Raw genomic sequence first — 25407 nt, 5'->3', positions numbered from 1 at the left:
GATCAGAAGCCCTCGGCGTTCCAGTTGACCGCAATTGTTGCGCCGCTTGCGGAGTTGGCTGCGATTACAGTAAAGTCAGTTGATGACCTTGCGGTCACTGTGACCGGGATGGCCGGGCCGTTACTGTTTTCAGATGTCGCCGTTACGGTCGGAAAGCCGGTGAAAAACGGAAGAATACCCGGGGCCCGCTTGGGCAGCGGGATCGTGGCCTTCCCGTCGCTGCCTGTAGTCACAACCGTCACACCGGAAAATCGGTAATATCCGGCATCGGACACGCTGCCGGACTTGGCCGCGACATCGTCGGCGCTAATCTGGTAGGGCTGGTCTCCGGTGCCCGTGTAGACAACCACGGGCGGATTGCTCCAAACGTAGTTGATCCGCGTACCGCGTACCGCGATCGTGGCTTTCTTTTGTCCCGAGAGGCGGAACAAGGCCGTTGCTACAGCGTGATCGCAGGTAATAATTGTCCCGTCGAAGCGACCAAGGAAGCAATTTGCGTCAACGTGCCCGATGACAAAGTTGGTCTCCAGCGCTCCGGGCGACACGTCTTGGTTCGGTCCCGAGACGACGACCTCGGCGTTGACGATGTCAAAGCCTTGGACGTTGTTGAGATTGAAAATCCGGCGCTCGCCAGAACTGGTGACCGTATCGGACGGGAGAGGCAGATTGTCGGAATTGGGGTCCATCGCCCAATAGCCGTTAGTCACTTCCAGCTTGCGGACATTGTACATGTCCAGGGCAAAGCCCTTGCCCTGCCAGTCGCAGTTCTGGAACGTCCACAGGACGGAGCGATAGTTCTGCCGCAGCACGCGGACCTGACACAGGCCCCAGCCGTTATAGGAGCGGCAATTCTCAAACACGGACCCTTCCAGGCCAGCGTTGTCGGTGAATTTCCAGCCCCATGTGTAATTGGCGATCAGGCAGTTGGTAAACTTAGCGCTTGCCGGGCCATAGCCGGCAGTTGCTGTTGCGATGACTTCAATGCCAGGAAGCGGCGACGTGACGTTGTCTTTGCCGAACACGACGACGTTATCCACCTTGACGCCGCGCGGGTAGTCGGCAATCAGCGCTCCGCGATCCATGCGGTTGAAACGGGATTTCTCGATCGTCAGGGTGAGACCGCGGCCGGCGCCAGCGCTACCGAACCAAGCCGTCAGCCCCGTCGTCGTACCCGTGGACGAACTGTCGAGATCCACGCCGCTCCACGTCAGCGGGCCAGAGGCGGTCGCGCCCTGCTTGCCGTGGGTCCAGGCACCGGCTGCCGAGCCTACGCACTTGATCGTCGCGGGCCCGGGGCTGAACACGCTGCACGATGCTGTGGCCGTGCTGTCGATCGGGAACGAGGTCAGCGCTACCGTTCCGCGCGGGAGCACGACGCATGCTCCGCCCGGAGTGCTGTCGCTGGCGTCCGCAGCAACCGCGAGGTCAATCACGCGCTGGATCGCGTGCCCGTCAATCTCCTCAGAGAGGGCGTTTGCCCGCGGGAACACAGCCCGTGCCGCCGCGAGCGTGCTGAACCGCTGGCTCAGAGGATGGCTAGCACCGTCGCCGACGAAGCCGAGCATGCGCAGATCGGCGCCCTCGGTCGCGAGATCAACGAACCACTGGCGGAGAGATTTGGTGCGGGCCGGCAAGGCATAGGCTGCGTCCGGCTGAAACGGGGCGCTGGCAAGGGCGGGCGGCGTCACATACTTGCCGGTCGCCTGACCGCTGGCCACGTCCAACGCCGTCGCGGCCGTGGCAAACCCACCCTCGGCAATCAGGGCGTCCTCTGCCGTGATCAGCGTCGCCTCGCCGAGGTTCACGACGATGTGACCATCAGCGATGACGGACGCGACGGCCTGACGCCAGCCGGAGGTGGGAGGCGTCGAGGTGAGGACGCCGCCGGCGCCGACGAACAGCGTCGTGCCCGGCACGAAGCCTGCATTCGGACCGAGAAGATCGCCCGAGATCTGCGCCGTCACTTGCGAGCCCGCAAGCCCGCCATAGGCGGTCACACCGATGACCTGCTGCCGTTGGGCCGGATCGGATGGATCGCTGGCGCGGCATCCATCGGGCCCGCTGGCGACGATTGCTGACCAGCCTGCAACCGGCGAGGCAGCAATTTTGGTCACAGTCAAACCTGGGCCGGGGAGTCCCCGTTGTCCATCCTTGCCATCTTTGCCCGCGGCACCCGGCGCCCCTGCCGGCCCTGGCACCTGACTGGGGGCGCCCATGAGATTGCCGTCAAACGTCCAAGTGAATGGGTCGAGGTTGGTGACCTTCCATTCGTCTCCGGTGTCAGTGTTGCGCCACCGATCGCCAAGGACAGGCTGAAGCGCCATGATAGAGGACGGCTGATCCGGGGGCGGGGTCGTGCCGGAAAAGGTCTTCGTCCCACGGATAGCCGACTGCTCAATCCGCTGAAGCCGGTCACCTTTGAAGACGGCAATCATCTCAGAGCCATCAACCCGCGCCGCAGCCGGAAGCTCAGGGATCGTGACTGTGATGATGTCGCTCATGCCTTATGGTCTCGCGCAGAAGATCGCGGCGCGGCTGGAGCAGCCACGTAGTAAGTGAAGTATTTTTTTTATAGATAATTAAATTGACGCTATGAAGGGCGCCAATTGTTCGTCAAGACGAAGGAGAAAGAAGCTCAGCCGCCCTGTCTGACCCGAACATTTCTTCAAGAGCAATTTTCATTTGCGCAAACTCAGGCGCGGCGTGATCTAAATGCAGTGCGCTCTCAAAAAGGCGGCGCTGCCTGACAGGCACATGCATGAGCGCTGTCTCAATCGCTTCCGCCTCCTCATCGCTGGCTCGTCTATAAATGTCTGCCTTGTAGGTAATCGCCGACGACGTGAAATAAGCGCCAGCAGCATCCAAGACAGCCTTGAGCGAAGCATCGGTCTGGTGCCCAGCGTCGTCGCGGGGCCAGATCGTTGGAGTGCCACCCGCCGCCGACCAATTGGTGAAAGCTTCGTCTTCCTCGGAAACGATCGCGCGAGTAGCGCTGGAATAGATCCTTCCATCGTCCGCGCGCCAAAACCACGCACTAGGATTATACGCAAGCATATTAGCAGCCTCAAAGGTACAAAGCGTTGCTGACAAATCCGGCCTGGTCTCCGGGGAAGAAATTTGGACCACCGCCGTTCGTATTGATGATCCCGTAGCTTTGCGCATTGTAACGATTGCCAGTGGAAGACCCGGCAACCGACGACCCGGATAGCGCGGTAACTCGGCCCGTGGCGATTGCTACGGCAAAAGCCGTTGAGAAATTCGGATTGCCAACAACGGCCAAAGAAGTAGACGGGTTAATCGCCGCCTCGCCTCCTGCCTCGCCCCAGAGCGCCGCGGCTGCGTTGCCACCAATGGAGCACCCAGTCTGGAAAACTACGCGACCGCCTGACCCGTAGGCATGGAACCCGGTCGTGGTAGCAAGACTTCGCAGATCAACATTCAAGCATGCGACCTGCGCCCCATTGGTAGCAACAAGCGTATGGCTCTGATTGCCTGTGTTTGATACTGTCAGTCCAATCAAATCAACAGAAGTGGCCGCCTGAATGGAGCCTCGACCTGGCGATCCGGCTCCTTGTATCACGTAGCCTGCTTGATTTGCTTGATCGCCGTAAATGCTGATTTTGCCAGCGGCAACTGGAATTGCGCCTGGCGACTCATATGTGCCCGGTATCCCCATGCGAACATTGAGCTGGCTGAAAGCGTACTGCGATACGGCCTTATTCAGCAGAGCGCCGAGCGTGCGAAATGCCTTAGTAGGGCTATTTTCTGAGCCGTCGTTGCCGTCACTACCATCGGTTCGCACATAGAACGTCGGGCTGTCGCGCGGGATAATCACTTCGGTTCGGCCAAACCCGACCAGCCGCCACTCAGATCCGTGGCGGTTAACCAGCATCTCGCCGTCTGGCGGCACATCGCCGGTCTGGATCGGAGAGCCATCATTGCGTTTCAGCAGGCCAGAAAGGCCGCTTATCGAAAGTGTATCACCAGCGACTACGCCGGATGGCACGCGGATCAGGCAAGGAAGGAAATCAGCCTCGGCCGTAATCGGAGGCGTGACGGACGCAACGGTAAGCGTTGAGCCTGAACGCGTTGTCGTCCCGACATGCCAAAGCCCGACTGAAGCGGGGAGAACGCTCAGGATCGCCTGCCAAACCTGTCCCAGATTGCTCTGGTTCGGGGTCTGCCCCGACTGACGAACGACGGTCGCCAGCTCGCCGTAAACCTGCGTGAGACGGTACGTCAGCTCGTTCCAAAGCGGGAGGTCAAGCGGCCCGCAAGGGAAGCCTCCCGCAAGTTCGAGAGCCGACGGCTCACGACGAAGCGTCGCCGGGGCTTCAGCCCAGCGCGCATTGAAATCCGCCTTCATGGATGTTCCTTAGGGGCAGGCGTAAGGGTCTATCGGGACCGGGCAGAGCCAGTAGCCGGCGGGCACAACAGAGGGGGCGCAGGCAGTCCACACGGCATCCGTGCAGAAGCCTCCGATGGGGCGCTGGCTCGGCTCGTCAGCGCAGTCGAAGCCGACCACGATCTGGTCCGGCACGCTGTCACAGAAGCCAGCCCAGCCCGCGCCAAAGCCAGCAATAGGGGCAGGGCCATAGTGCATCGCGATCCCGACGCCGGGGGCAATCGGCAGGGCGCGCAAGGTGACCGACAGGCGCTGCGTTTCGGCGGTCGTCAGATCGCGGCCTGGAGCGAGAACGACGCGGCCGGCGCCCGCTTGGGGGATCCAAGCGGCGTTGCCCCATACGGCTCGCACAGCCGCTCCGAGGCTCTGTAGGTCGAACAAGCCGAGCATCTGGTAGCGCCTGGCGTACAGATGCGCTCGGTAAACCTCGTCATCACTCAGGCAGATCTCAGCGTACCCATCGCAGCCAAGCCAAGTGCTGTCTTCGCAGAAGCCGACAATGGCGTATGGCGTCGTTTGCGTCTCGCAGGCGAAGCCGACGACGGGCCGGCTATCGCAGACACAGTGACAGCGCGGAAAGCCCATCCGCTTGCCCAGAAACGTCAGCTGCTCGCCAACGGCAGTGCGGATGTCAAAGTAGTCGGGGATCGCGCATGTGACGCGGGCGATTTCCTCAACCTGGGACAGCGCCGCCGTCATATAGCCGCGCAGATGCTCGGCCTCGCGATACTGAGTGGCGATGCGGCCAAGCTCAACCGCAACGAGATCGCCAGTAGAGGGGCAAGCGTCGATCACGCGAAGGCCACCGTGATCTTCGTCGGATCAATCTTTGCAATCTCAAGGAAGCCGATCGGGTAGGGAAGCGCAACGAGCGGCCCGTCGACCAGCAGATTGGCGGTTGCGCTCAAGACCTCGACGTTGACGCCATGCGCAGCCGACACGATGGTGCGCAGCATGTGCAGGGTTATGTCAACGCCGTTGGCAGGGCGGGTCGCTCCGGTAAGGGCGTTGGCGACGGTCAAGGCAATGGCCGCCGCTGACGGCGGGGGACAACCGAGGCGATCGGGTTCGGCGGACACGAGAAGCTGAAGCCCAAGCGGCACTTCAACCGGGCGGACGAAATATACCGTACGGCAGTAGCCATCGACCTCGACATCGGCTCGGGCGTTCCCGTACGTGTCGATCCCGGGCACGACGTAGGGACGAAGCGCAGCGCCGATCTCGGCATCATCGCCGCCGAGAACGGCGACGGCTACAGAGTGGCTTGGCAGCCCGTCCGCGTCCGTCACATCGCTCGGATTGAGGTAGGTCCGAACAAAGGTGATGCCGCCGACCCTAGACACCGCTCGGTCAATGTCGGCTATATCGATGCGGGCTCGCCCGCTGTTCGTGATCGCGAGGCGGAATTCGGGATCCTGCTCGCCGTCCATCCGCTCAACGAGGCGGATGCGCCCAAGCATGGCGAGACGAGAACCCTCGGCTTGGTCGGGGTCATAGCTCTGGTACGTGCCCTCAGCGATCTCCCACAGGGTGGAGGCGAGCGAGGCGTACATTCCATTCAGCTGGCCAAGCGGGCTCTGGGGCGTCTGGATCACGCCATCTCCGAACACCTCGCGCGCCTTCTCCTCGATCTCGCTAAGAAGCACGGGCAAGGGCTTGCGGGCAAAGCCTTCGGGCAGGACGCCGTAATCGGCCATCAGAGGATCACCGGCTCATCAAACTCGGTGTCAACCTCGACGCCCTCGATGCGAACGCCGCGGATGGCCCGGTCATAGGTGGTGGAAACTTGACGCAGGCCCGTAACACCGGGCGTCTGAAGGATCACGCGCTTAACGATCGCCTCGGCGACCTGCATCCGGCTTGAGGCGAACCCGAGTACCTGCCCGAACCAGTCGACACCGATGGACGGGTCCAGAAACCACTCACCCTTGAAGAACATGAGCCGCTGCCGCGCGTGCTCCCCAACGGCCTCCGCGTCGTAGACCATTCGGAGGTTGCCGGTCTCGTCGAGCGTCAGGTCGTTCTTGGTCTGATAGGCGAGGATCGCGAGACCGGCTTCCGAGACGACGATCGCGCCATTTTCGGTTGCCAGCAGTTCTGAATGCTCAGGCGTAATGCCCAGGCCGACGTACTTTGCCACGTCAGGAAGCCTTCATTTTGCCGATGCGGGTCAGGATCGCATTTGCATCTGCGATCTTGTCATGAGCCCCGGGCTGAAGATGGTCGCGAAACGCCTTCGTCAGATCTTCAAGGATCCTGAAGACCGTGTCGCCATTCCGCACGAGATCAAAGGAGCCGTCTTCCTTCATCTGAAGGCCGCTCTTCCCATCCTCGCTGCCCAGGTGGGCGCGGTCGGCGGGAAGGTTCGCGAGTTGCTTGGCCTTAGAGTGCGCGGCCGGCACCGCGAGCGCATCGCTCAGCGAGTGCATTCGGCCTCGATTGGCTGATTGGTCGCTACCATCTTGCACCGCGTCGTCGAGCGAGCGCTGCGCGAAGTGCAAGTTGACCTCGTCGCCCTTCTTTAAGGGTTTGTGCATGATCAGCCCGCCGGCACGAGGGTGGGCGACCGGCACGCTCTGCAACTCGGGGGCTCGGATCGTCTCCCCGTCGATCTGCATCGTGAGTTTCGGCTGCACGACGGCGGTCTGTGTCTTGGCGTCGTAGGACTGCACGATGCCCACAGCCGTCGTGTTGATGTCGGCGCGCTCAGTCTCCGGGATCGCCGCAAGATACTCCTGGGTATCCCGGCGCGTTGAAGTGCCTTGATAGCCGGCCATTACTTTTTGACCTTGTTGCCCGCGACCCGATGGCCCTCGACCTCAGCATAAAAGTCATCCGACCGGGAGCCGCCGGTGAAGCTGATGTTCGCGATGCGAAAGATGCCGCCGCCTGCGTCGGTCGAGCGCTTTTCCTTGGCCTTGCCCGATCCCGTGTCGAGGAAGTCAGAACGAACGTCTATGGTCTTCCCCGGCGCAAGTTCGGGATTGATAAGGCACTTGACCTTCACGCCCTTGTCGGTCGGCGTTGGCGTCCCAAGCATCCCGGTTTCTGCCGAGATCAGGATGTTGCCGCCGAGGTGCTCATCCGACTTGACGGCCTGGAATTTGTCGTTCTGCACCGACCAATAAAAGCCGTGCTGCCGGCCCAGCGTGTCCAACTCGCGGTAGGCGTAGCCGTAGACAGTCGTGGGACGCTTCGTGGACGGCAGATCGTCTAGGCCCTTGATCTCGCCCTTCTTCAATCCCGGCATCTGGTCGCGAAGGTACTCGATGATTTCTTTCGGCTTGGTCCCGGCGGGGAAGGTCTTCGACACCTTGCCCTTCTGGATCGCCTTGTCACCATCGCCCACTTCGATCGTCGTGGTGATGTCCGGCTCGGTCTTGGCATGGCTAACGTCGCGGATTTCGCCGGTCAGGAGCACAGAAGTCTTGGTATCCTTATAGCCGACCTCAAGCGTCAGCTTGTCGTACTCCTCACCGAGCATGTTGCGACGAGACTTCGACAAGTTCGTGATGGTCACCGTGCCGGTATTCTGTTTGCTACCAATCGTTTTTGTGCAAGTGAATTCAATCTTGAGCCCTGGCGTCGGGCTCTGAGAGCCTTCGAATGTGGCGGAGCCGGCCTTGCCGCTCACGGTCACGCGAATGATGCGGCCGAACTGATGCGCCATCAGAGACCGTCGTCGTGGATCAGGCGATACTGCCCGCTCGGCAGTTCATCGCGCCCCGGCTCGCTCCCATCCTGCGCCCAGTTGACAAGGAAGAGCCGGCCAAGGCCGAGATCGTACCCCGCCAATAGATCGGTGCCCGGCACCATGCGTCGTCCGCGCAGGACGACCGTGCCCGCCACCTCGAACGTCAGCGACCAGCGATTGAGGAAGGTGTTGTAGAACAGCTCTAGCGCGACCTGCGTGTCGCTCAGATAGGTCTCAAGCCGCTGCCAAGGCGCGTCGATGACGGTGATCTCGTAGAGCGCCATTAGAACAGCCCCGGGATCGAAGAAGCGGTAGGCGCAGCAGCTACCGCCGCACCTACCTGCGCCCCGCGCCCGCTCGCGGTAGACACTTCGCGAGCCTGGACTTGTCCGCGGGTGGTCTTACCCTGCCCGCGCTGATCGCCCCCGGTACCAGCATTCCCCGCAGTCGTGGCCGTCTCAACGATCACGACCTCCTTGAGTTCGACCGAGAAGGAGATGACCTGGCAGAGCGTCACGTCGCGGCGCGGGTTGATGCGCTCGATCATCATGCTCTCAAACAGGTCAAACCCGTTGAGGATGTCGAACGGCTCGGCCTGCGCCATCAGGTCGGTCAATGCCTGCCACGTACCGGTCACGTCGCCGTTGATGCACTCCATCGTCAGCGTGGTCGGGAGACGCCAAGCGTGATCGCTGATCTTGGCGCCCTTTTCCACCGGATGAGACGGGATTTCCATGGAGGCCTCAGCCTCTTCCGAAATCACGACGTCGACCACGACAGGCCCGATTGAGCGTGGGAAGAACACGGGCATAGCTTACGGCGCCGTGCTGCCGGCGGTGGGAGTGGAGTTGGCCTTGGCGACCGAAGCCCCCATGGAAGCAAGTCCACTCTTGGCGCCCTCGGCTGCGGCGGATGCCACGCCGGGAACGCCATTCACGGTCTGGTTGACTGTCACGCTTTGCGTCCGCTGGTCGTTGCCGGTGTTGGTGTTGTTGATGGTGTTCGTCACCCCTGTGGCCTGTTGCGTTCCGGTCTTTGCCCAGTTCAGCCGGTCGGAAAGGCTGCCGAAGGACGGGGCGCCTGGCATCTTGCCGGCTGCCGCCCCCCATTTCATGCGATCGGTCAGGCTGCCGAAGGTGCCCCGGGCGGTGGCTCCCGATCCAAAGCGCTGGCTGAACTCGTCGGCGGTGATCCCGGGCGAGGTGCGAAGCGGGGACACGCCAAGCCATGCGTTCAACTTCTTCGTCATCCCCTCGCGTTGCTGCGGGCTGATAGCCTCACCCTCAAGGCCATCGATCGCGCCGTTAAACACCTCTGAGATGACGCCTAGTCCGCGCTTGATGTAGTTGCCGACGCGAGTCTGTAGCACGTCCGTTGACTGCTTCGCTTGGTCAATCTTGCTGACATCAAATTCAAGCTGCTTATCGAATTGCTCGCGGACGGAGCCCTGCGATTTTTTCGGGTCGCGCAGCAACTCAAGCAACTCCTTGAGGCGCGGGACTGCGTTCATTAGCTTGGCGATGTCGTCTTGGTACTCTTTGCCGAACAAGTTGACCATGATTTCAGAGCGCTTAAGCGGGTCTGCCACCTTGTTGAGCTTATCAAGCATTTTCATCATTTCTTCGACCGGCGCCTTGTTAAACGCCTTTCGCATCTTGGTTGAGTCGTAGCCAAGCTCCTTGAGGCCGTCCCCAGCGTTCTTTGAGAACTCCTCCCCAAGCTTCATGACATTCATGAAAGCTTCCATGCCGGTCGCAGCCACATCTGTGCGGACACCAACTTCTTTCATTGCTGCGCCAAACGCCAACAGCTCCTCAGCGCTTATGCCGCTGAGCTTCCCCGACGCGCCCACGCGGCGAATGTACTCCAGAAGATCCGCCTCCTTTGAGGCCGATTTATCGGCCGCCGTGTTGATCGCGTCGCCGATTTCCTCAATGCGCTTCTGATTAACGCCAAAGATGTTGCCGATCTCGGCGAGACCCTGTCCGGTCTCGTCGGGCGTCGTTCTCCAGGCTACCGCAGCCTTGGCGCCGTACTCGGTGAAGTCGCGAAGCTCACCTTGCGGCCTGCCTGCGAACCCGCCACTCGCGAGAAGCGATGCCAGCTCTTCTTTGGACTTACCGGTCTTACGGGCAAGCTTGAGGATGAATTCCTCGTAATCCTTGTACTGCTGCGGAGTGGCGTCGGTCGCCTTCTGCACGTCGATCATGCCGCGCTCAAAGCTCATAGAGCTTTTCGTGGCAGAGGCGGCGGCGAGACCGCCGAGCAAGGCGCCAGCCGCTCCGGTCCCGCGAGAGGCGACATAGCCTGCGCCGGCGCCCGAGAGGAATTCGCGTTGCGCCACCTCGCCCGCGCCGATCTTCCCGGCGGCGCTGCCATGCCCAGCCCGGCCCCGACCAAGGCCGCGCCGGCTAAGCGGCAAGTAGCCGCCAGGGCCGACAGCCAGCCCACCGCCAAAGCCGTTTACCCGCAGCGGACGCATCGCCTCGCGCCGGAGCCGTTGCAGCGCCACCGTCGCGCGCTGCGCATCAGCCGCCATCCGATCGAGGCCGGTTGACTTGCCGCTAAAGTTGAGGTTCATCCCCTTGCCGGCATCTTTCGCAGCTTTCTTGATTTGCTCAAGCTGACGAATGAATTTCCGTGCTTCCGACTGGCCGCTGCTCTTGAAGCCAAGGCGAGCAATAAGTTCGTCTACGATCATCGCCTGCGCCTTACTTGCGTCGCCTTGCTATCACGCTCGCGTGCAATCTCGCGATGCACCCGGTCAATTTCAGCTTCTCGGAAGTCCAAGATCTCGTGAAAGTCGGCTAGGTCATCAATCGTGTATGTGGTGCGAAGTTCTTGCAGTGTGCAAAGCGGCGGATCTGCGAAGATCTGCGTCGGCCGCAACAGGTAAGTGCGATCTAAAAGGTTTGGGATTGCAGCCTTCATCTCGCGTTCGGTTAGACCGCGTCGGCGCCCGCTGTCTCCCCGGGGCGGGGTCGTGGCAGGCTTGCGACCAAAAAATCCTTGAACTGCGCCTCCATGGCGAACCATGCGACGTCGATCAGGTCCGTCATGCCCTGTGGCTTCACACCCACAACGCACGGGTCACCGCCGGTCGTGCAGGTTTCCGCCAGCTCGCGCAGCAATCCCTGCGCTTCGTCGGGGTCGACTCCGCCGAGGGCCACCGCGATGAATGCCGCCCGCGAAGACTCCCCGCCAAAGGCCACGGAAGCCATCATCTCGGGCGCGTTCTCAAAGAACTTGCTCACCCGTAGGAACAGGCGGATCGCTGGCTCGGCCGGAAGTTTCTCGCAGCGGTAGACGTGAGGGCCGATTTTTCGTTCTGTCGCCATGGCAGACCTTGAAGCGCAAGTTTGGGGCGGAGGTGCAACGTGCGTAAATTTTTGGTAACCGTAGCTGGTATTTTCTTTATTATATACACAGTATCGGCTTTTTTTGACGGGTCAGGCGCAAAAAATCAGAACAATTACGTTTTTGTCTCATCTAGCAATAGCTACCCATCACATAATGCGAAGTTCCATGAATTTCGATCTGCCGCAAGCACTGCTGTAGGTCAAAATTGGATTTTTCCGACCGATAAAATCGAGTTGATATGCTCTTCGCAGTTGCGCATTATACGTGTTGGTGAGAAATTCGCAGCCCTCAACGGACATACCTCCGGGGCTGTTCACACTTATAAGATTAAGGACAATAATGGAGATTTGCAGAATATTTTGAGGACGGACATATATGATAGCTGGCGCGGCAATGGAATTGTTAAGATATTTTCGGACGACGGGGATGTTAACAAATGGCGGAGCGAGCTTAACACGCGCCTAGGGGAGAAGTGTGGTTAGCTGAGTGTATCCGGCATCAGCGAACGGACTGAAGCCGCGACTCTCTTTCTTAAGATCTACAAGCGTCCAATCGGCTCCCTCAAATAGGGAGGATGTCTTGCGCTTGAAGTTGGTTCTGCCGGCCGCGTTCGCCGGGCTGGTCACATTCGCGCCATTGGATGCGGAGGCCAGAAACTACCCGTGCTCGCAATCAAAGGGCGGCGTCAAGGCCTGCTCTGGCGGGCGCTTCCTCTGCAACGATGGAAGCTTCAGCCGTTCGACACGAACATGTCACGGCTATGAGGGGTCAAGCAGCGAAGGCGGAAGCGGAGGACGCTCCAGAAGGGGGCGGCGGAGATAGCCCAGCAGGGCTGAGGTGCCCTGCTGGGTGGTGGGTTAGCGGCGCATCGCCTTCCTGATCTCGCCCTTCATCGCTTCCCGCACAGCGGCGATGCACGTGAAGCCGAGAGGCACGTAGAGGCCAAGTTCGGCCCAGCGATCGACAACCTCCTGGGCGCGGTCATCGCCAACCGTGTCCATAATCGCTTTTGCAACTGCGCCAGCGACCTCGCCCATCTGGGCGTAGGTGAGCGGCTGATGCTCACCCATGGATCGTCTCCGGCTTGGCGATGTCGGCCCTCAGCTTCGCGACGATGCCTGACGCCCACCGGAGCTGACGCACGGGTGTACCATCGCCGTGACTCTTGCCCGTGTCCTGCATCACGCCGCCCGCATCGCGGCCCAAGTCGGTGACCTCGTAGTAGAGCTTGTCCTTGGCGTCACGAAGGGCAACCTGATAGCCGAACTGAACGAGGTAGCGGTTCACATCCTGGGCGCTGTAGTCGCCGAGACGCTTACCGATGTCCGTGCAGTTCAACAACGGCTCGTTCTGCGGCGCGGTCACGTGCGTGATGCCCATGGCGTCGAGCGGAGCGACACCGCACATCGCTTTGGTCGCCCGGTTCGCCGCGAGCACCGCTTGGTTGCCCTCAAGCTTCAGCATCTTGGCGATGCCGAGGTGGTGCTTGAAGGTCAGTCGCGCTTCACGGGCATTGATCCCGGTATGGGCGGGTTCCGGAGCGACGGGCAATCGCTCCACGGCGAAGTAGCGATCGACCATCTCGCCCTGGACGGCCCAGGCTCGATCGTCGTTCATCGGCTTGACGAGCTTGAGGTAGCCGCGGCGGGTGATGAGGGTGACGTCGCCGCCGCCCCGGGATCCGACCGCCTCCGGTGCAAGGCGGCGCAGGTCGGCGGCTTTTACCAGTACGAAATCCGTACCGGTTTCGAACCGCCCCTCGTTCTCGTTGAAATTGCGCTTCGCCGTGCCCTCTGGACGGCCGTGGACCTTGTCGACCATCGCGAACGTCACGACCTGCTCACCGCGGTACTCGATGCGAGTGAGATCCACGCCGCCGATGGAAATGGTCGGCTGGGGTCCGTGTGTGATAGAAGTGCCGCTACTCATCCGATGCGTCCTTTGCATCCGGTGGGAAGTGCCCTCGGCCTTGGAACCGAGGGTGCGAAGAGGCGGCGGGCTGTCGCCGTAGGAAGCTTGCCCGCCGCCGGCCTGCCTAAGCAGGAACTTGAGCCGCCGCGCCGATTAGGTCGCGCAGCAGCGATGCGAGAAGGATCTCGACCTGATCCGTCGCAGGCTCGGACCGAGCAGTGTCGACCGCGAGCAACTTGGCCTTCGCCTCCAGTCCGGCTCGACTGAACGCTGGCATCTCGCTCACAGCATCGAAGAGAGCGTTCAGCTCCTCGCAGCGGGCGGCCACAGTGTCGTCGTCCCAGTTCTCGGCAACCGCCTTCGCGTTGATCTCGTGCTTGAGGCTGATTGCGCGTTCGGCGTCGCGGATGAGCGCTGCGTCGGGGGAAGGGAGGGCCATGGCTGGCGTGGCGAGAGGTACCGCGGCGAGCGCCGCAGCCCCTACAAACATGCTGCGGCGTGTGCTATGTACGGTCTTGGTCATTTCGTTCTCGCAAGGTTCGGATGGCTTCAGGCCTCGGCGAGCGTTCCAGCGCTCTCCGGGGCCGCTTTCTTTTCGATCTGCTCTCGCATCTGCTGAAGCATCCACACCGTCTGCGCGTTGGCAGAGCGGTGGCTTCGCTTGGCTTCATCGGCGATCCAGGGCCGCAAGCCTGCGGGCATGCGCACCATGAAGCGGTCCGCAGTATCGCTGGGGTACTTGGTCTGGGTCATCCCGCCTCCGTAGTAGCGACCTGACACCATCGATCTTCATAGCGATCCGCTATCATGTCAAGTCGCTACGATGCAAAAGTGTCAAATCGCTATTATGGCTCGGGCATGAGCAAGCCGCCCGCCCCCAGTGACCTCGCCGATAAGTTCATGCTGCGGATGCCGGAAGGCATGCGCGATCGGATAGCGAGAGCGGCCAAGGCCAACGGCCGGAGCATGAACGCTGAAATCGTGCAAACGTTAGAAGACCACTATCCGCCTGAAACAGAACTTCGCGACCTAATGCACTGGATTGAAGAAGTTGTTTGGCACGCAAATGCGCACAATTGGCGAGATAACCGCAAGATATTAGTTGAAGCGCTGCGCATACTCAGGGAAAAAATTAACGACGAGGCGTTTGATCCTGCCGAGATGGCCCGCCCGCCATCTTATATCGAGAAGATGCAGGCGGAGCAGATGGCCAAATCTCAAGAGGAAGCTCGCGCGGCCGACCCCTCTTCACCCCGCCGCAAGCCCGATCCTTGACCCATCGCTTGCGCGTTAGCTCGCCGTCACGACCTCGACGAAACCAGGCTGCCAGCAGGCGCAGAAGAACTTCCACTCCAGATTGTTGACCATGGCGCCGCGGGTGTCCGGGGGCTGCTGCGTAATGATCGCTGTCGTGCAGCCGCCCGTCTCGCGGCTGGATAGGTCGGTCATGCCGATCGCCATCGTGAGCCCGGTCAGGGCGCCCGAACGCATCCGTTTCACGCGGTTGCGCAGATAGGCATTGAACGGGCTGTTCGGCAGTAGCCGTATCGTCACCGTGGCCGACTGGTCGGTGGTGATCGATACGATGGAAGTGCCATCGGCCCCGACCTTCGGCGTGCCGAGTTCGGTGGTAGGCTCGACCAAGATGCAGTCGTCGCCTTCGTCGAAGCCGACCACAAGGACGCCATCAATCGAGAATGCGACGTTCTGAAAGCTGTAAGTCCCAAACGGGGCGCAATCTTCAGCCATGTTTGACCTCTATGGGGTTAGCGCCCGTTCAAGCGTCCAACCGCGACGCAGGCGTACAGTGACAGTATTCGCTTTTATGCCTGCCTGTTCAGCAGCAGCAGCGAGAGCCATCGTCTCGCCCCGGTACTCAACTATTACGTTGGATCGCTTATTTCTTGCCTGCGCCGCCTTCGTTACCCATGCGCAGTTATCTGGCTCATAACCTTTGTCGTTATTCTGACGTTCGATCGTATGATTTTGGGACGGCCGCCGCCCCATGTCGGCGAGAAAGTTTGAGAAATCGCTCCATCTCTCACAGACAGTGATGCCACGACCGCCGTAATCCGCGAACTGTTTCCCCTGAGGGTTGCGACACCGGCTCAGCATCCCGGCCCAAATGGCGTACTCCGCGGTGCGCTTGCCAGCCGCTCCACTTTCCCCATGTCTGAGAAGGCGAGCTGCCGCCTTCTCCTTTTGCAGGCAACCGCACGTGGTGGTGTTGCCCGTTCTCAGTGATGAAGCGGCGGCGAATGCAGAGCCGCCGCATTCACAGCGGCAAACGTAGAACCGTCGTTTGCTGCCGTTTTCATGCGCTCGGATCTCCGATCCAACCACCGTGAGACGACCAAAGCGGGAACCATTTTCAATCATGGCCCATCATAGCACGTCAATACTGAAGCTGCATAGTCACTGATACAAAGTGAATGGCGTTCGCATACTGGAACGTCACCTTGATGTCCGGGGCGATGCGGTTGCGACGCTGCGAGACGGGGATGTTCGCCACGTCGTCAACTGCGACCTGGAACTCCGGCACCAGCAGGCCGTCATCACCGACCCTCGGCGCGATCAACCCGGCCGCGAAAGCGCGACGCATCGGCGGGTTGATGCCCGCCTCGATCAGAAACCCGACGCCCTGGTTGGTGTAGGGAATACGCGGATTGTTCGACAGAACGCCGAACACGCTCTCCTGCACACGCGCCTTGATCCAGGAGATGGTGTGGATCTCGTCGATGAAGGCGCCGCTCGCCACCGTGCCCTCGACGAGCATGTTACGCCCGCCCATGTTCACGTAGGTGTTGGCGCGATGGCCCTGTGCCTCGTCGGAGCCGAGCCCGGGGATGAAGCCCGTGATCGCCTGCACGACAGCCGACGGCCGGCTGATCGGGGTCACGCCCGGGAAGGTCTTGAACTTCAGCGTGTAGGCCTGCCCGCTGTCGATCCGACCGGCCTGGGCGAGACGGTAGTTCGAGCGGTCGAAGTCGCGGCCCGAACTGTACGCAAAGGCGCCAGCCGCGAGATAGGAGCCCGGGTCGGTATGGTAGAACACCGCCGTGCGGTCGTAGGCCTTCTGCTCGGCGTACTCAGCGACCGATCCGCCGTAGCGTGGCGACGTTGCGGTATGCGTGCCGCTCTGGGTGCCGGTCGTCGTGATGGCCGGTCCGCCGGCCGTCGCCGCAACGTTGAAGGTGTTCGTCGAAGCGCCCACCACATAGTAGGTGGCGACAGGCGAGAGCCCGCCAGGCAGCGCGCCGCTAGTGGTGAACCGGACCTGATCGCCGTTCTGAAGCCCGTGCGCGGTCCAGGTCACGACACCAGGCGATGCGATGGAGATCGTGACCGTGGACGTTGGGTCATCAATCTCGGCGGGCAACTCCGTGTCGGTGTCGTTGCTGTCGCCGCCGAAGATGACTTCCTTCGTCTCGGCCCAATCCATGATGGCGCGCTGAGCAGCGGTGTCGTTGAACTCGTTCGTATGCAGCAGCCAGAACCAGTCCAGATCGTACTGGTAGAGCGCGTCCAGTTCCGCCGTGACGCTAGAGGCCGCAGGATTGAGATACCCGATCTTGAGCTGCGGCGGGCGCACCTGAGCCTGGAAGAAGCGGGTAGCCGCCTTGTAGGCTTCGGTAGCCGGAGACCAATCAACGGCAACTTCCGTCATATTTGAGTAGAGGCGCGTCCGCGTCGTGGCGTCGACCTTGCCGCTCAGCGCCGTAGAATTCAGCATGAGGGCGGTGTTGAAACCAGCCGTAGTCGGGAATTTGTCCGCACGCGTGACCGTCACAACGACGGAGCGATCGATCGGCAACTTAATCGCCATCGTGTCAGTCCTTTGCGTATTCGATGCTGTCTTGGATGACGGAGCCGCCGCCCCGGACACCAGCAATGGCGATGTGGCCGCGTTCAATCACGTCGATGAGAGTGCGCTGCGTCCGCGACCCACTAAGGGTCACGCTGAAGTTTGCTCGCGCTTCCCAGTTCTCTTGCTGCCGATCGGTTGACTGCGTGATCTCGGCAACCTCGGTAACTACGAACGGCAGGAAATGCAGCTGCGCTCTGGCCGAGAGGAGTGCGGCCCGGAAGGCACGGGCGTAGTCGCCAGCCTCGGTCGCGTAGACGTCGATGCGCCAGCCGTAGGCGACGCCCTCAGTCCTGCGCTCGACGATGCGCTCTTCACCGCCGATGGTGACGGCTTCGTAGCAGAGCGCGTGGCCCTCGCCGGTGTCTCGCGACCCGAGAGGGGTCAGTTGCGCGTATGGTCCTTCGGGACGGGGGGCGCGCTGATGGTGAAAGACGACGTCCTCAAGTGCTTGGCGCGTCTGGCCGAGGACCACGCTCTCCGCATCGACCTCAACGAGGAATGTCCATAGCCGACGATACGCTTCGTCCTCGGTCATTCTTCACGAGCCTACCGATGGCGCGGGTAAACCCGGCTTCGTTGCGACGGCCTGCCTTGACGATGCGATACGCCGCACCCTCGGGCGTGATGATCTGCTGTGCGTCAGCTTGGAGATCTTCGTCCACTGTGCGCAGCTCGGCTGCGGTCCAGATCCGGACGAAGCCGTCAAGCTTGTCCTCGGTGTTGTACTGGACGAGATCTTCCTGCGTGGCAGCTTGGATAACCGCCTTGATCTTCACCGCGGCAGGCCCTGCGTCTTCCCACTTGCCCATGACCCGCCGGCCGCCCGGGGTCTTGAGGATCGCGGGGCGCTGAAGCATGGCGATCGCCACGAAGGCGCGGGAGAGATCCATCACTCAACAGCCCAGGTGACGCTCTGAAGCATGCGGCCCGTGTCGATGAGGGTGCGGTCGCTACCCTTTAGCCGCACAGTGACGGGAGAATTCTTCGGTCGCATATTCGACCGGATCTGCGCTTGGATCTGCTGCTGACCCCAGATCCCAAGGCGAGGCAGGGCCTGCTTCGGCGTGATCTTGCCGAGCAAAATATTGCGCGCTTCGGCCCGCATGAACTGCTTGAGTTCACCGCGGCCCTTGAACAGCGCCTGCGTAATGAACGGGCGGGGCGGGATCGGCCCACCCCAACCGCCGCCGGAGGCGCCACCACGCGTACCCTCATGGTTATAGGTGGCGATGGCGATGATGTCGCTGGAGGCTTTGCCTGCCGGGAAGCCGACCTTCACCTTCGCTTCCTGCCCCATGTTGCGCAGCACGCGCTCAAGGAGCTTCTTTATGTCGCCCTTGCGCTCAAGGTCGACCGTAACCCGGATGTTCATACGACGAGGATGCCCGGGTTCGACTTGCGCAGCAGTTCAAGATAGCGGCGCCCGTAGGGCGTAGAGGCGAGGCTGGAGCCCGACGCACCGGCCGTGGCGCCCGCTTCGCTCACGAACTGGTGAGCATATTTTACCTTCACGTCGCCGACCTCAATGCTCTCCATCGGGCCGGTGACGGCGACCGGGTTGCCGGCCCCATCCGTCGCCAAGTTCGACGCGAAGGTTTCCAAGGCGAGGAGATGGGCGGCGTAGGCCAGAAGCGCTGGCTTCTGATCCGTCACGATCCAGGTATCCGAGACCGAGCCGGTGGCGTCCTCAAGCATGAGCAGCACGAGGGCGTCCGGCTGGTCCTTGAACACCGGATAGCGGGCCTTGAGGTCCGCTGCCGTGACGATGGGGAGCGGCATGTCAGTTGCCCACGGCCTTCTTGGCCTCAGAGAGGAGCTTGTCGCGTCCCCACCGGCCGTCCACCGTCACATCCTTATCCTTGAGGATGGCCCGAAGCTCGTCTTCAGACATGCTGTCAAGCGCGGGTGACGGAGTAAGTGCTGGCTCTTCCGGCTCCTCGGAAGAAACGCCTTCAAGACTGAACCAGCCCGTTGCACGAGCGGCTTCAAGGTCACCCTTCTGAACCCTGAGATCCCGGCTTTCACCGGGAGCCAGCATCACAACCACACCATCAGACCAAACGCCTCGCGGGCCGACGTCGATGTTCTTGATCTTCATTGCCATCTCCTCAGATGCCGTCGACGTAAGAAACGGCACCCGGAAGCCGGATCTCAGTCCCGCCGGTCCGCATGATGCCGGGGATTTCCCACGTCATGCCGCTCTTCTGGAACGGCGGGAGGAAGCGGTGCGGCATCGGAAGGTGGAAGCGCAGCACTTCAGGACTACGGCGATACGCGATCATGCGCTTAGTGCCGCCGGCACCAGCCGTCTCAAGCGCCCGCAGACCGATGATGGTCAGCGGCTGCCGGGTTCGAGCGGTGTAGACGTTATTGTTGCGCAGGTATTCCAGAACCGTGGAGTCGCTGGTACCGGAACGTGCGGTCGAAGACAGCGACAGCAGGCGCGATGTCGGCAGCGCCAGCGTATCAGCCATCTCAACCTCAACGGTCGAGGTGATAATGCCGGTGAGTGCCGCATTTGCATCAGCGAGTTGCTGATCCGGGTTCTTGGTGGTCCAAGCGGTCCCACTCCCAGTGCCAGTAGCCGCGGCCGTGACGGTCGGCACGTTCGGATCGTTGACGAGACCAGACCAGTTCTTCTGGTTGTTGATGCCGTCAGGGCGCCCGGTCATGGCGATGTTCCAAAGGAACTGCTCCGCCACTCGACGCGCCGCGGTCGCCTTCACGTCCGAGAGGTTAATACCCTCCATCTGGGCGGTCATAACCTCTTCAAGAGACCACTCGTAACCGATGCCGGCCAGAGCAAAACCCTTGGTGAACTGGCTGTGCGCCACGTCGGCGTAGGGCATATCAAAACCCTTGCCGCTGATGAATTGCGCCTGACCCGCCATGTCAACGGACGAGAAAAGAGTTCCGCGCGCCCACTCATTGCCCTCGGTCACAACCGGGATCAGCGAAGCGTAATCAAACGACGGGTACTTCTGCTCGTAGATGGTCCGCTCAATATTGTAGAACTGCGGACGAACGAAACCCAGAGCCTGCTGGGCGTCGAGGAAGTTGATGCCCATCTCTGGGACTCCTTGGCTATAAAGTTGACGTTAAGCCTTGCGGACACGCAGGCGCACGACCGTGCCGCTCGACACGGTGTCATCGAAAACCGCCGGGATGGCAGTGTTGCTGTTCGAGGTGGCGGTGAAAGCACCGGCGCTCGTCACGTATGCCGCGGCGCCCTGCGTGGTGTTCGAGCCGGCGGTGACGAAGATCACACCCTCGTTCATGAGGCCCGCTTCGCCGTTCTGATGATAGATATCCGCCGCGAACCCAGACGCGACGACGCCGACGGTCGGCTGCACCGCGAGATTGGCGATAGAGATGCCGAGAAAGGCGCCAGCGGTAGCGGACGGGGTCGCCGTGCAACCACGATCGCCGACACCACGAAACGCTGCACGTCCAAACGGAAGGCCCGCGACGTCCTCAACGGTACGCGAGATGCGGTTGCCCTCTTCGCCATTGGCGACCATACCGGGATAGCCGACAGCGATGGACTGAGTGTAGGTGCTCTGAAGAACTGCCATGGAAGTGCTCCTAATTCTGGGCGGTTAGGCCGCCTGGCCCTTCCAGCTATTGCGCAAAGTCTCCACGCGGCGAGCATGGGCCGCGTGTGCTTCAGCCTCAGCGTCTCCGACAGTAGTGAGGCCGTTTGCAATGGCATTCCGAAGCGGATCCGCCGGCTTGACATCTTTAGTCAGTGCTGCAAAGGCGCCCTCAATCGCCGCGTCGCCCATATTCGCCGCGGCGTCACCAAGACGAGCAGAGACGGTCTCGCGCCGGATCTGCGCTTCAGTCTTGTCATCTGCCTTGAAGCTGTCGCCCAAGACGGAACGGGCCGCACCAATAACAGCGTTACGAACCGCCAAAGCCGCATCCAGCTTGGCCGGGGTCATCTCAGCATCCGCGAGTTGCTTCTTAAGTACCGCAATCTCGCCATCGCGAGCTTCTACGGCATTGCGCGCCTCGGCAATCTCGCCATCCTTGGCCCTGATCGCCTCGGCGTGAGCAGTCGCAGCGAGATTGCCGTCAGCCACGAGTTTCAGATTATCGGCGGTCAGGTCGGCGGCGCGCTTCTGAAGCGCGGAAACCGCGATGATCGCCGCATCGGACATCTCAACCGGATGCCCGTCAACAAGGTGGGTCTTCATCGAAGACGCGTCCTTCTGTGGTTGCGGGGTGGGGGTGGCGGGCTGAAAATCAATGTCCGCCGGGAGCCCATCCCCGATCCGGCATTCCGAGCCTGCCCGCCCCTTGGGGACAATGGCGGCATGATTGATGTTGATGTCCCGCTGGATCGCCTGATACGGCGTCCCATCCGGGGCGATGCCATCCGACCATTCCAGGCGGCAGCGGTAACCCATCGACACTTCGCGCTTGCCGCTCTGAACCGACTGGATCGCGTCGGCGTCCATGACAGCGAGCGGCACACGCACGAAGTCACCGTCGCGGGCGATGTCGCCTCCGGTGCTGCCAACGGAGTGCAGGCGCCAGGACTTGGCGTTCACGGCGTCGCGCGGGTGCCCGATCGTGACGGGGCGATGCGCGAAGCTGGCGAGACTATCAGCCTTGAACACCTCTTCCGCTGGCCGGTAGACCGACACGATGGCGAGGTCCGGCCGCTCGACCTCGACGCCAAGGTACTGCTGCACGCCGACGCGAGCCACGCGGGCATCCGCCACGAGGTAGCCGTCGGCAGTGATGCGCGTGCCGGCGATGGGCGCGGCGTCGATCAGAAGCATGGTCTACCTGTTACAGTCCGATGCCGAGGGCAGAGGCCACGGCGGAGAGGCCGGCGCGAGAAGCGCGGGCTCGACCAGAGCGAGGCGTCTCATCGAGGTCTAGAACCGCCTGCGCGGTGCAGCGGCAATTCGGCGGTCGACCTGGCGCACCGTCGCTCGGCGGGCTATCCCACCGGAACCGCTGGCCGTTCCTGAGCCGGTGCGCGGGGCGCACCCGCTGATCGCCGACCGTGCGCCAGATGTACGACGTGACACCGGCCTGCTCCTGCCGGATTTGGTTAAGCGCGCCGTTGAAGCTGGCCGCCTGGTCACGAGCGATGAACATCGCCCGCTTGCGGGTGAACCCAGCCGTCTCGGCCAGAGCCGCCGCAATGTCCTTTTGGCTTTTGCCCTGGGAAACGAGATCGATGACCTGAAACTCGATCCGCTTCGCCACGTCGTCGGACAGGCCACGGATCAGGGCGACGCTCTTTTGCACCTCAAGCTGAAGGATGGTCTGCACATCGCTACTGCGAACCACCGCCGAGAGATCGACGCCGATCAGTCGGTTGACCTGTCCGATCCACGTTTCGCCGTGGCGGCGTGCGTCGTTGGCGAATAGGCTCATCAACGGGCCGGTGGCGAGCGATGCAGCTTGACTCATAGCCGCCCGCATCTCCGCCATGATGGCGCCGATCGTCGCCGCGTCGCCGATCAGCTCGCGCCGGGTCGCAGCCGCTGCCTCCAGGATCTCCGCGCGCCGGCTCGTGGCCTCGACCAGCACGCTCATGATGATGCGATAGAACGCCTGCTCCGACGCCAGTCGCGGCTTGATCTCCCGGAACTCGATGACCTTGCGCTTGGTCCTGCCCTTGGCGAGAGCGGCGAGATCGAAGCGGGCGTTGAGGTCCATCAGCGTCAGTTGCCGATCGCGTGCCACTTCAGATCGAAGGAGCCCAAGCCGATGTTCAGGACACCAAGCACAGTTGTGAAGGACCGGCCATTGATAGTGGCGTTTGTTTTGGATGGCACTGCGTTCAACCAAGCCGAGACCGAAGTGCCGACCGCGCTGACAGATACCGGAACAGGGTCAACGTGAAAGCAGGCGTTCGGGAAGGCGATCGGAAAAGTAACTGTTACGGTCCCGTTGGTGAGCGTCACCGTACCGAACTGCTCAATGATGCCGTCCGGCGCCTTCCACCACGTCCCATTTGCGTTTGAGCCGGACGAATAGCCGAGTGTGGCTGGCGCCAGAACGTCAGAGGCAGAGATCTCGTCTGCCCGGCCGCTGTTCGCGACGAGAGGGCGCCGGGTTGCCATGAGCCATCACGCGAGAACGATCGGGGTCACAGCCTCGAAGTTCACCTCAGTGGCAGCGACGGCCACACCGATGCGCTGCTGAAGCTGGCCCGAGCCGGTCGGGCAGGTCGACGTGGCCTTGCCTGGATTGGTAGCCGACAGGAACACCGGGCCAGGCGTCATGCCGGTCACGCTGGTGTTGCGGCCGTCGAAGTAGACTGTAGCGTTGGCGCCGCTGGTCACCGCGGCGAGCACGTAGCCGTGCGCTTCCTTGCCGGTGTTGCTGGCATCAGCCTTGCGAGCGGAGAAGGCGCCTGCGTTGCTGTACACGTTGACGAAATCACCGGCGGTCAGCGCCTCAGTGGCCGCAAGGATGGCGACATCTGCGCCAATACCGACCGGCAGGACGCTGGAGTCCAGCCGCCCAGTGTCGTCGAGGGCGACCACATCACCGCCGTTCGTCACGCCTGTGCTGACGACCGTGGCAGCCTGCTCGGTCGGATAGCCCGTTGTGGCGGATCGCAGGTACTTCTTCGCGGGCATGGCGCCGGGGCTCCTACTGCGCGAGCACGATGGGGGTGGATAGAGACACGACGAGCGAGTGCGGCCCGATGGCCTTCCCGATCTGCTGCACGAACCCAGAAGCTGGCGGCGCCTGAGTGAGAGCGCCGCCGATGCCAAGGAATACCGGGCCAACCGCCCACGACCAGCTCGACTCGGTCACCTCGCCGATGATCGCGACGTCAAGCCCAGAACCATCGTCCGCCGCCGCGAGAGACACGCCGAGCACCGTCCCGGCCTGCGAGGCGTCATCCGATGAAGCAAGTTGCACAAGGCCGCCAGCGGCGATCCTGACGCCCTTATGGCCCCCGATCGGCTCGCCGGCCGTGAAGGGGAGTGCGATTGGCTTAGACGTACGTTGCTTGGCGAGTTCCGCCGTCAGATAGGCAAGGGTTGTTGCACCGTCGGCAAACGTGGTGCTCTCAAGCGTGCCGATATCCGTCCAATGGGCGTAAAGCTCAGTCCGGCGCGCGAGACCGACGATCCGGACCATGCCTTGTCCGTCCATTGCGACAGACAAACTGCCAGCGGGAAAGACCCCCTCATCCGCGATCACGAGAACGTTAACGCTCTCATCGTACCCGATCCAGTGCATCAGGCGTGGCCTAGAGGCGTGATCTCGGGACTGAACTCAAGGAGCTGACCGCCTGACGAGGACCAGACGTAGACCTCGGCGCCCATTGTGGCGAACCGGCTGCGGACCTGTGTGACGAACGTCTCGGATCCGATTTCTTCTGAGCCGGCGTCAGTGCTGAGCACGATTGGCTGCGGCCCGAAGTCGAAGTTCGGGTTGCCGCCGGGCCTGAAGGCAAAGCGGAGACTGCTGCCGCGCAGGGTAGGCATCACACGGTATGTGAGCTTGTACAGGTAGATGTCGCCAACCGCGTGAGCGCGAAGCAGAGCGCCATCCCAGAACGAGAAACCGGCAAAAGGGTCGGCGAGTGGGTTCCTGTTGCTGTCCGACGGCTGCAAATCGCGGGTCACTCGGGTCCACTGTCCGGCGACCATGGGGAGCGGGATGCCAGACAGCACGTCATTGCTCGGGCTCAGCGTAACAGCATCCAAATCCGAGTAATCGACTGTCCCGAAGCCGCGGAAGGACGATGCTGGCCCCATCGGCCCCGGGATCCCGGCAATCTGCTGCCGAACCACGCTCGGCGCGCTCGGCGCCGGAACCCGGATGATGCGAGCCTGTGGCGCCGGTGGTCTGACGTGACGAACGCCGCAGCAGGTCACGCCGAGCCCCCATCCCGTACGATCAGCCGGCCATACGCCCAGGTCTGCGTCGTTCCACCATAAACGCAGCGGAGCGTGTAGCTGGCGCGGGCACCCCGCGGGATCGAAGCGCTCTGCGTGGTGGTATAGGGCCACGTCACCGTGCCGGTCGGAACATCGACCGTGAGCCCGGCAGGCGAGGCCGCTGTGATGGTGCCGATGAGAGGACCGTCGATCGCGAGCGCCATGGCCGAAGCGTCCCACTCGACGTCGAGCTGAAACTGGGCGCCCACCGGGATCTCAGGCGCAGCCGCCGGCCCGAAGC

General features: G+C 62.1%; 35 protein-coding genes. 2 read left to right on the top strand and 33 right to left on the bottom strand.

The window, feature by feature from the left end; genetic code table 11:
• Positions 1 to 2: 2 nt before the first annotated feature.
• The 12 genes from FF100_RS04985 to FF100_RS04930 form a co-directional block, all read right to left on the bottom strand.
• Positions 3 to 2501 carry a hypothetical protein gene (locus tag FF100_RS04985; RefSeq protein ID WP_139034474.1) on the bottom strand — a complete coding sequence of 833 codons (2499 nt, stop codon included), beginning with the start codon at positions 2499 to 2501 and terminating at the stop codon, positions 3 to 5.
• A 112-nt stretch (positions 2502 to 2613) separates the two neighbouring features.
• Positions 2614 to 3090, bottom strand: coding sequence for a hypothetical protein (locus FF100_RS04980; RefSeq protein WP_139034473.1), 477 nt, complete (start codon positions 3088 to 3090; stop codon positions 2614 to 2616).
• Positions 3065 to 4366: a hypothetical protein gene (locus FF100_RS04975; protein ID WP_139034472.1), complete on the bottom strand. Its 1302-nt coding sequence runs from the start codon at positions 4364 to 4366 to the stop codon at positions 3065 to 3067. Before FF100_RS04975 ends, FF100_RS04980 begins: the two co-directional genes overlap by 26 nt.
• 9 nt (positions 4367 to 4375) lie before the next feature.
• Positions 4376 to 5200 (bottom strand): baseplate wedge 1 family protein, encoded by an 825-nt coding sequence (locus FF100_RS04970; protein ID WP_139034471.1) that lies wholly within the window; start codon positions 5198 to 5200, stop codon positions 4376 to 4378.
• A complete protein-coding gene (locus FF100_RS04965; protein WP_139034470.1) occupies positions 5197 to 6102 on the bottom strand; it encodes a hypothetical protein in 906 nt (301 codons plus the stop codon). Before FF100_RS04965 ends, FF100_RS04970 begins: the two co-directional genes overlap by 4 nt.
• A complete protein-coding gene (locus FF100_RS04960; protein ID WP_139034469.1) occupies positions 6102 to 6545 on the bottom strand; it encodes a contractile injection system sheath initiator in 444 nt (147 codons plus the stop codon). The genes FF100_RS04965 and FF100_RS04960 overlap by 1 nt, the downstream gene beginning before the upstream one ends.
• Before the next feature lies 1 nt (position 6546).
• On the bottom strand, positions 6547 to 7182 hold the full coding sequence (locus FF100_RS04955; protein WP_139034468.1) for a Gp138 family membrane-puncturing spike protein: 636 nt from the start codon (positions 7180 to 7182) through the stop codon (positions 6547 to 6549).
• Positions 7182 to 8075, bottom strand: a complete 894-nt coding sequence (locus tag FF100_RS04950) for a phage protein (protein ID WP_139034467.1) — start codon at positions 8073 to 8075, stop codon at positions 7182 to 7184. Before FF100_RS04950 ends, FF100_RS04955 begins: the two co-directional genes overlap by 1 nt.
• Entirely contained in the window at positions 8075 to 8383 is a 309-nt protein-coding gene (locus FF100_RS04945) for a phage baseplate plug family protein (RefSeq protein WP_139034466.1), read from the bottom strand. The genes FF100_RS04950 and FF100_RS04945 overlap by 1 nt, the downstream gene beginning before the upstream one ends.
• Positions 8383 to 8874 (bottom strand): phage baseplate protein, encoded by a 492-nt coding sequence (locus FF100_RS04940; RefSeq protein ID WP_139034465.1) that lies wholly within the window; start codon positions 8872 to 8874, stop codon positions 8383 to 8385. The genes FF100_RS04945 and FF100_RS04940 overlap by 1 nt, the downstream gene beginning before the upstream one ends.
• Before the next feature lie 39 nt (positions 8875 to 8913).
• Positions 8914 to 10800, bottom strand: coding sequence for a phage tail tape measure protein (locus FF100_RS04935; protein WP_139034464.1), 1887 nt, complete (start codon positions 10798 to 10800; stop codon positions 8914 to 8916).
• Positions 10801 to 11041: 241 nt separating this feature from the next.
• Complete coding sequence (locus FF100_RS04930) at positions 11042 to 11437, bottom strand: phage tail assembly chaperone (protein ID WP_139034463.1); 396 nt, start codon at positions 11435 to 11437, stop codon at positions 11042 to 11044.
• A gap of 39 nt (positions 11438 to 11476) precedes the next feature.
• Here FF100_RS04930 and FF100_RS04925 point away from each other — a divergent pair, with 39 nt between their 5' ends.
• Positions 11477 to 11941, top strand: a complete 465-nt coding sequence (locus FF100_RS04925; protein ID WP_139034462.1) for a hypothetical protein — start codon at positions 11477 to 11479, stop codon at positions 11939 to 11941.
• A gap of 375 nt (positions 11942 to 12316) precedes the next feature.
• On the opposite strand, the gene FF100_RS04915 is transcribed toward FF100_RS04925, so the two are convergent.
• The 4 genes from FF100_RS04915 to FF100_RS04900 all read right to left on the bottom strand — a co-directional run bounded on the left by FF100_RS04915 (position 12317) and on the right by FF100_RS04900 (position 14123).
• Positions 12317 to 12529 (bottom strand): hypothetical protein, encoded by a 213-nt coding sequence (locus FF100_RS04915; protein WP_139034460.1) that lies wholly within the window; start codon positions 12527 to 12529, stop codon positions 12317 to 12319.
• Positions 12522 to 13388, bottom strand: coding sequence for an ORF6N domain-containing protein (locus tag FF100_RS04910; protein ID WP_171070054.1), 867 nt, complete (start codon positions 13386 to 13388; stop codon positions 12522 to 12524). Before FF100_RS04910 ends, FF100_RS04915 begins: the two co-directional genes overlap by 8 nt.
• A gap of 106 nt (positions 13389 to 13494) precedes the next feature.
• Positions 13495 to 13893, bottom strand: coding sequence for a hypothetical protein (locus FF100_RS04905; protein WP_139034458.1), 399 nt, complete (start codon positions 13891 to 13893; stop codon positions 13495 to 13497).
• A gap of 26 nt (positions 13894 to 13919) precedes the next feature.
• Positions 13920 to 14123, bottom strand: coding sequence for an Arc family DNA-binding protein (locus FF100_RS04900; protein ID WP_171070053.1), 204 nt, complete (start codon positions 14121 to 14123; stop codon positions 13920 to 13922).
• A gap of 54 nt (positions 14124 to 14177) precedes the next feature.
• Here FF100_RS04900 and FF100_RS04895 point away from each other — a divergent pair, with 54 nt between their 5' ends.
• Positions 14178 to 14645: an Arc family DNA-binding protein gene (locus tag FF100_RS04895; protein WP_205824769.1), complete on the top strand. Its 468-nt coding sequence runs from the start codon at positions 14178 to 14180 to the stop codon at positions 14643 to 14645.
• Between the two features lie 15 nt (positions 14646 to 14660).
• Here the strand turns inward: FF100_RS04895 and FF100_RS04890 are convergent, their stop codons facing one another.
• From FF100_RS04890 to FF100_RS04810, 17 genes are all read right to left on the bottom strand, one after another.
• A complete protein-coding gene (locus tag FF100_RS04890) occupies positions 14661 to 15119 on the bottom strand; it encodes a phage structural protein (RefSeq protein ID WP_139034456.1) in 459 nt (152 codons plus the stop codon).
• A 9-nt stretch (positions 15120 to 15128) separates the two neighbouring features.
• The gene (locus tag FF100_RS04885) at positions 15129 to 15749 is read right to left on the bottom strand and encodes a hypothetical protein (RefSeq protein WP_139034455.1); all 621 of its coding nucleotides are present in this window, start codon (positions 15747 to 15749) and stop codon (positions 15129 to 15131) included.
• A 16-nt stretch (positions 15750 to 15765) separates the two neighbouring features.
• Positions 15766 to 17196: a DUF3383 family protein gene (locus tag FF100_RS04880; protein ID WP_139034454.1), complete on the bottom strand. Its 1431-nt coding sequence runs from the start codon at positions 17194 to 17196 to the stop codon at positions 15766 to 15768.
• A 4-nt stretch (positions 17197 to 17200) separates the two neighbouring features.
• Positions 17201 to 17773, bottom strand: coding sequence for a phage neck terminator protein (locus FF100_RS04875; RefSeq protein ID WP_139034453.1), 573 nt, complete (start codon positions 17771 to 17773; stop codon positions 17201 to 17203).
• Positions 17727 to 18128 carry a hypothetical protein gene (locus FF100_RS04870; RefSeq protein ID WP_139034452.1) on the bottom strand — a complete coding sequence of 134 codons (402 nt, stop codon included), beginning with the start codon at positions 18126 to 18128 and terminating at the stop codon, positions 17727 to 17729. The genes FF100_RS04875 and FF100_RS04870 overlap by 47 nt, the downstream gene beginning before the upstream one ends.
• Positions 18128 to 18610 (bottom strand): hypothetical protein, encoded by a 483-nt coding sequence (locus FF100_RS04865; protein ID WP_139034451.1) that lies wholly within the window; start codon positions 18608 to 18610, stop codon positions 18128 to 18130. Before FF100_RS04865 ends, FF100_RS04870 begins: the two co-directional genes overlap by 1 nt.
• Positions 18607 to 19017 (bottom strand): DUF4054 domain-containing protein, encoded by a 411-nt coding sequence (locus FF100_RS04860; protein WP_139034450.1) that lies wholly within the window; start codon positions 19015 to 19017, stop codon positions 18607 to 18609. The genes FF100_RS04865 and FF100_RS04860 overlap by 4 nt, the downstream gene beginning before the upstream one ends.
• 1 nt (position 19018) lies before the next feature.
• Positions 19019 to 19336: a hypothetical protein gene (locus FF100_RS04855; RefSeq protein ID WP_139034449.1), complete on the bottom strand. Its 318-nt coding sequence runs from the start codon at positions 19334 to 19336 to the stop codon at positions 19019 to 19021.
• Between the two features lie 10 nt (positions 19337 to 19346).
• Positions 19347 to 20306, bottom strand: coding sequence for a DUF2184 domain-containing protein (locus FF100_RS04850; protein WP_139034448.1), 960 nt, complete (start codon positions 20304 to 20306; stop codon positions 19347 to 19349).
• A 30-nt stretch (positions 20307 to 20336) separates the two neighbouring features.
• A complete protein-coding gene (locus FF100_RS04845) occupies positions 20337 to 20813 on the bottom strand; it encodes a structural cement protein Gp24 (protein WP_139034447.1) in 477 nt (158 codons plus the stop codon).
• A 24-nt stretch (positions 20814 to 20837) separates the two neighbouring features.
• Positions 20838 to 22028, bottom strand: a complete 1191-nt coding sequence (locus FF100_RS04840; protein ID WP_139034446.1) for a DUF2213 domain-containing protein — start codon at positions 22026 to 22028, stop codon at positions 20838 to 20840.
• 10 nt (positions 22029 to 22038) lie between these two features.
• A complete protein-coding gene (locus tag FF100_RS04835) occupies positions 22039 to 22920 on the bottom strand; it encodes a phage head morphogenesis protein (protein WP_139034445.1) in 882 nt (293 codons plus the stop codon).
• A 5-nt stretch (positions 22921 to 22925) separates the two neighbouring features.
• A complete protein-coding gene (locus FF100_RS04830) occupies positions 22926 to 23327 on the bottom strand; it encodes a gp53-like domain-containing protein (RefSeq protein WP_139034444.1) in 402 nt (133 codons plus the stop codon).
• Between the two features lie 6 nt (positions 23328 to 23333).
• Positions 23334 to 23849, bottom strand: coding sequence for a hypothetical protein (locus FF100_RS04825; RefSeq protein WP_139034443.1), 516 nt, complete (start codon positions 23847 to 23849; stop codon positions 23334 to 23336).
• A 13-nt stretch (positions 23850 to 23862) separates the two neighbouring features.
• Positions 23863 to 24462 (bottom strand): hypothetical protein, encoded by a 600-nt coding sequence (locus FF100_RS04820; RefSeq protein WP_139034442.1) that lies wholly within the window; start codon positions 24460 to 24462, stop codon positions 23863 to 23865.
• On the bottom strand, positions 24462 to 25019 hold the full coding sequence (locus FF100_RS04815) for a hypothetical protein (RefSeq protein WP_139034441.1): 558 nt from the start codon (positions 25017 to 25019) through the stop codon (positions 24462 to 24464). Before FF100_RS04815 ends, FF100_RS04820 begins: the two co-directional genes overlap by 1 nt.
• A gap of 80 nt (positions 25020 to 25099) precedes the next feature.
• The gene (locus tag FF100_RS04810; RefSeq protein ID WP_139034440.1) at positions 25100 to 25375 is read right to left on the bottom strand and encodes a hypothetical protein; all 276 of its coding nucleotides are present in this window, start codon (positions 25373 to 25375) and stop codon (positions 25100 to 25102) included.
• Between the last annotated feature and the right edge of the window lie 32 nt (positions 25376 to 25407).

The organism is Methylobacterium terricola (genome assembly GCF_006151805.1).
GTDB lineage: Bacteria > Pseudomonadota > Alphaproteobacteria > Rhizobiales > Beijerinckiaceae > Methylobacterium > Methylobacterium terricola.
This window is presented reverse-complemented; position numbering and strand designations above follow the sequence as displayed.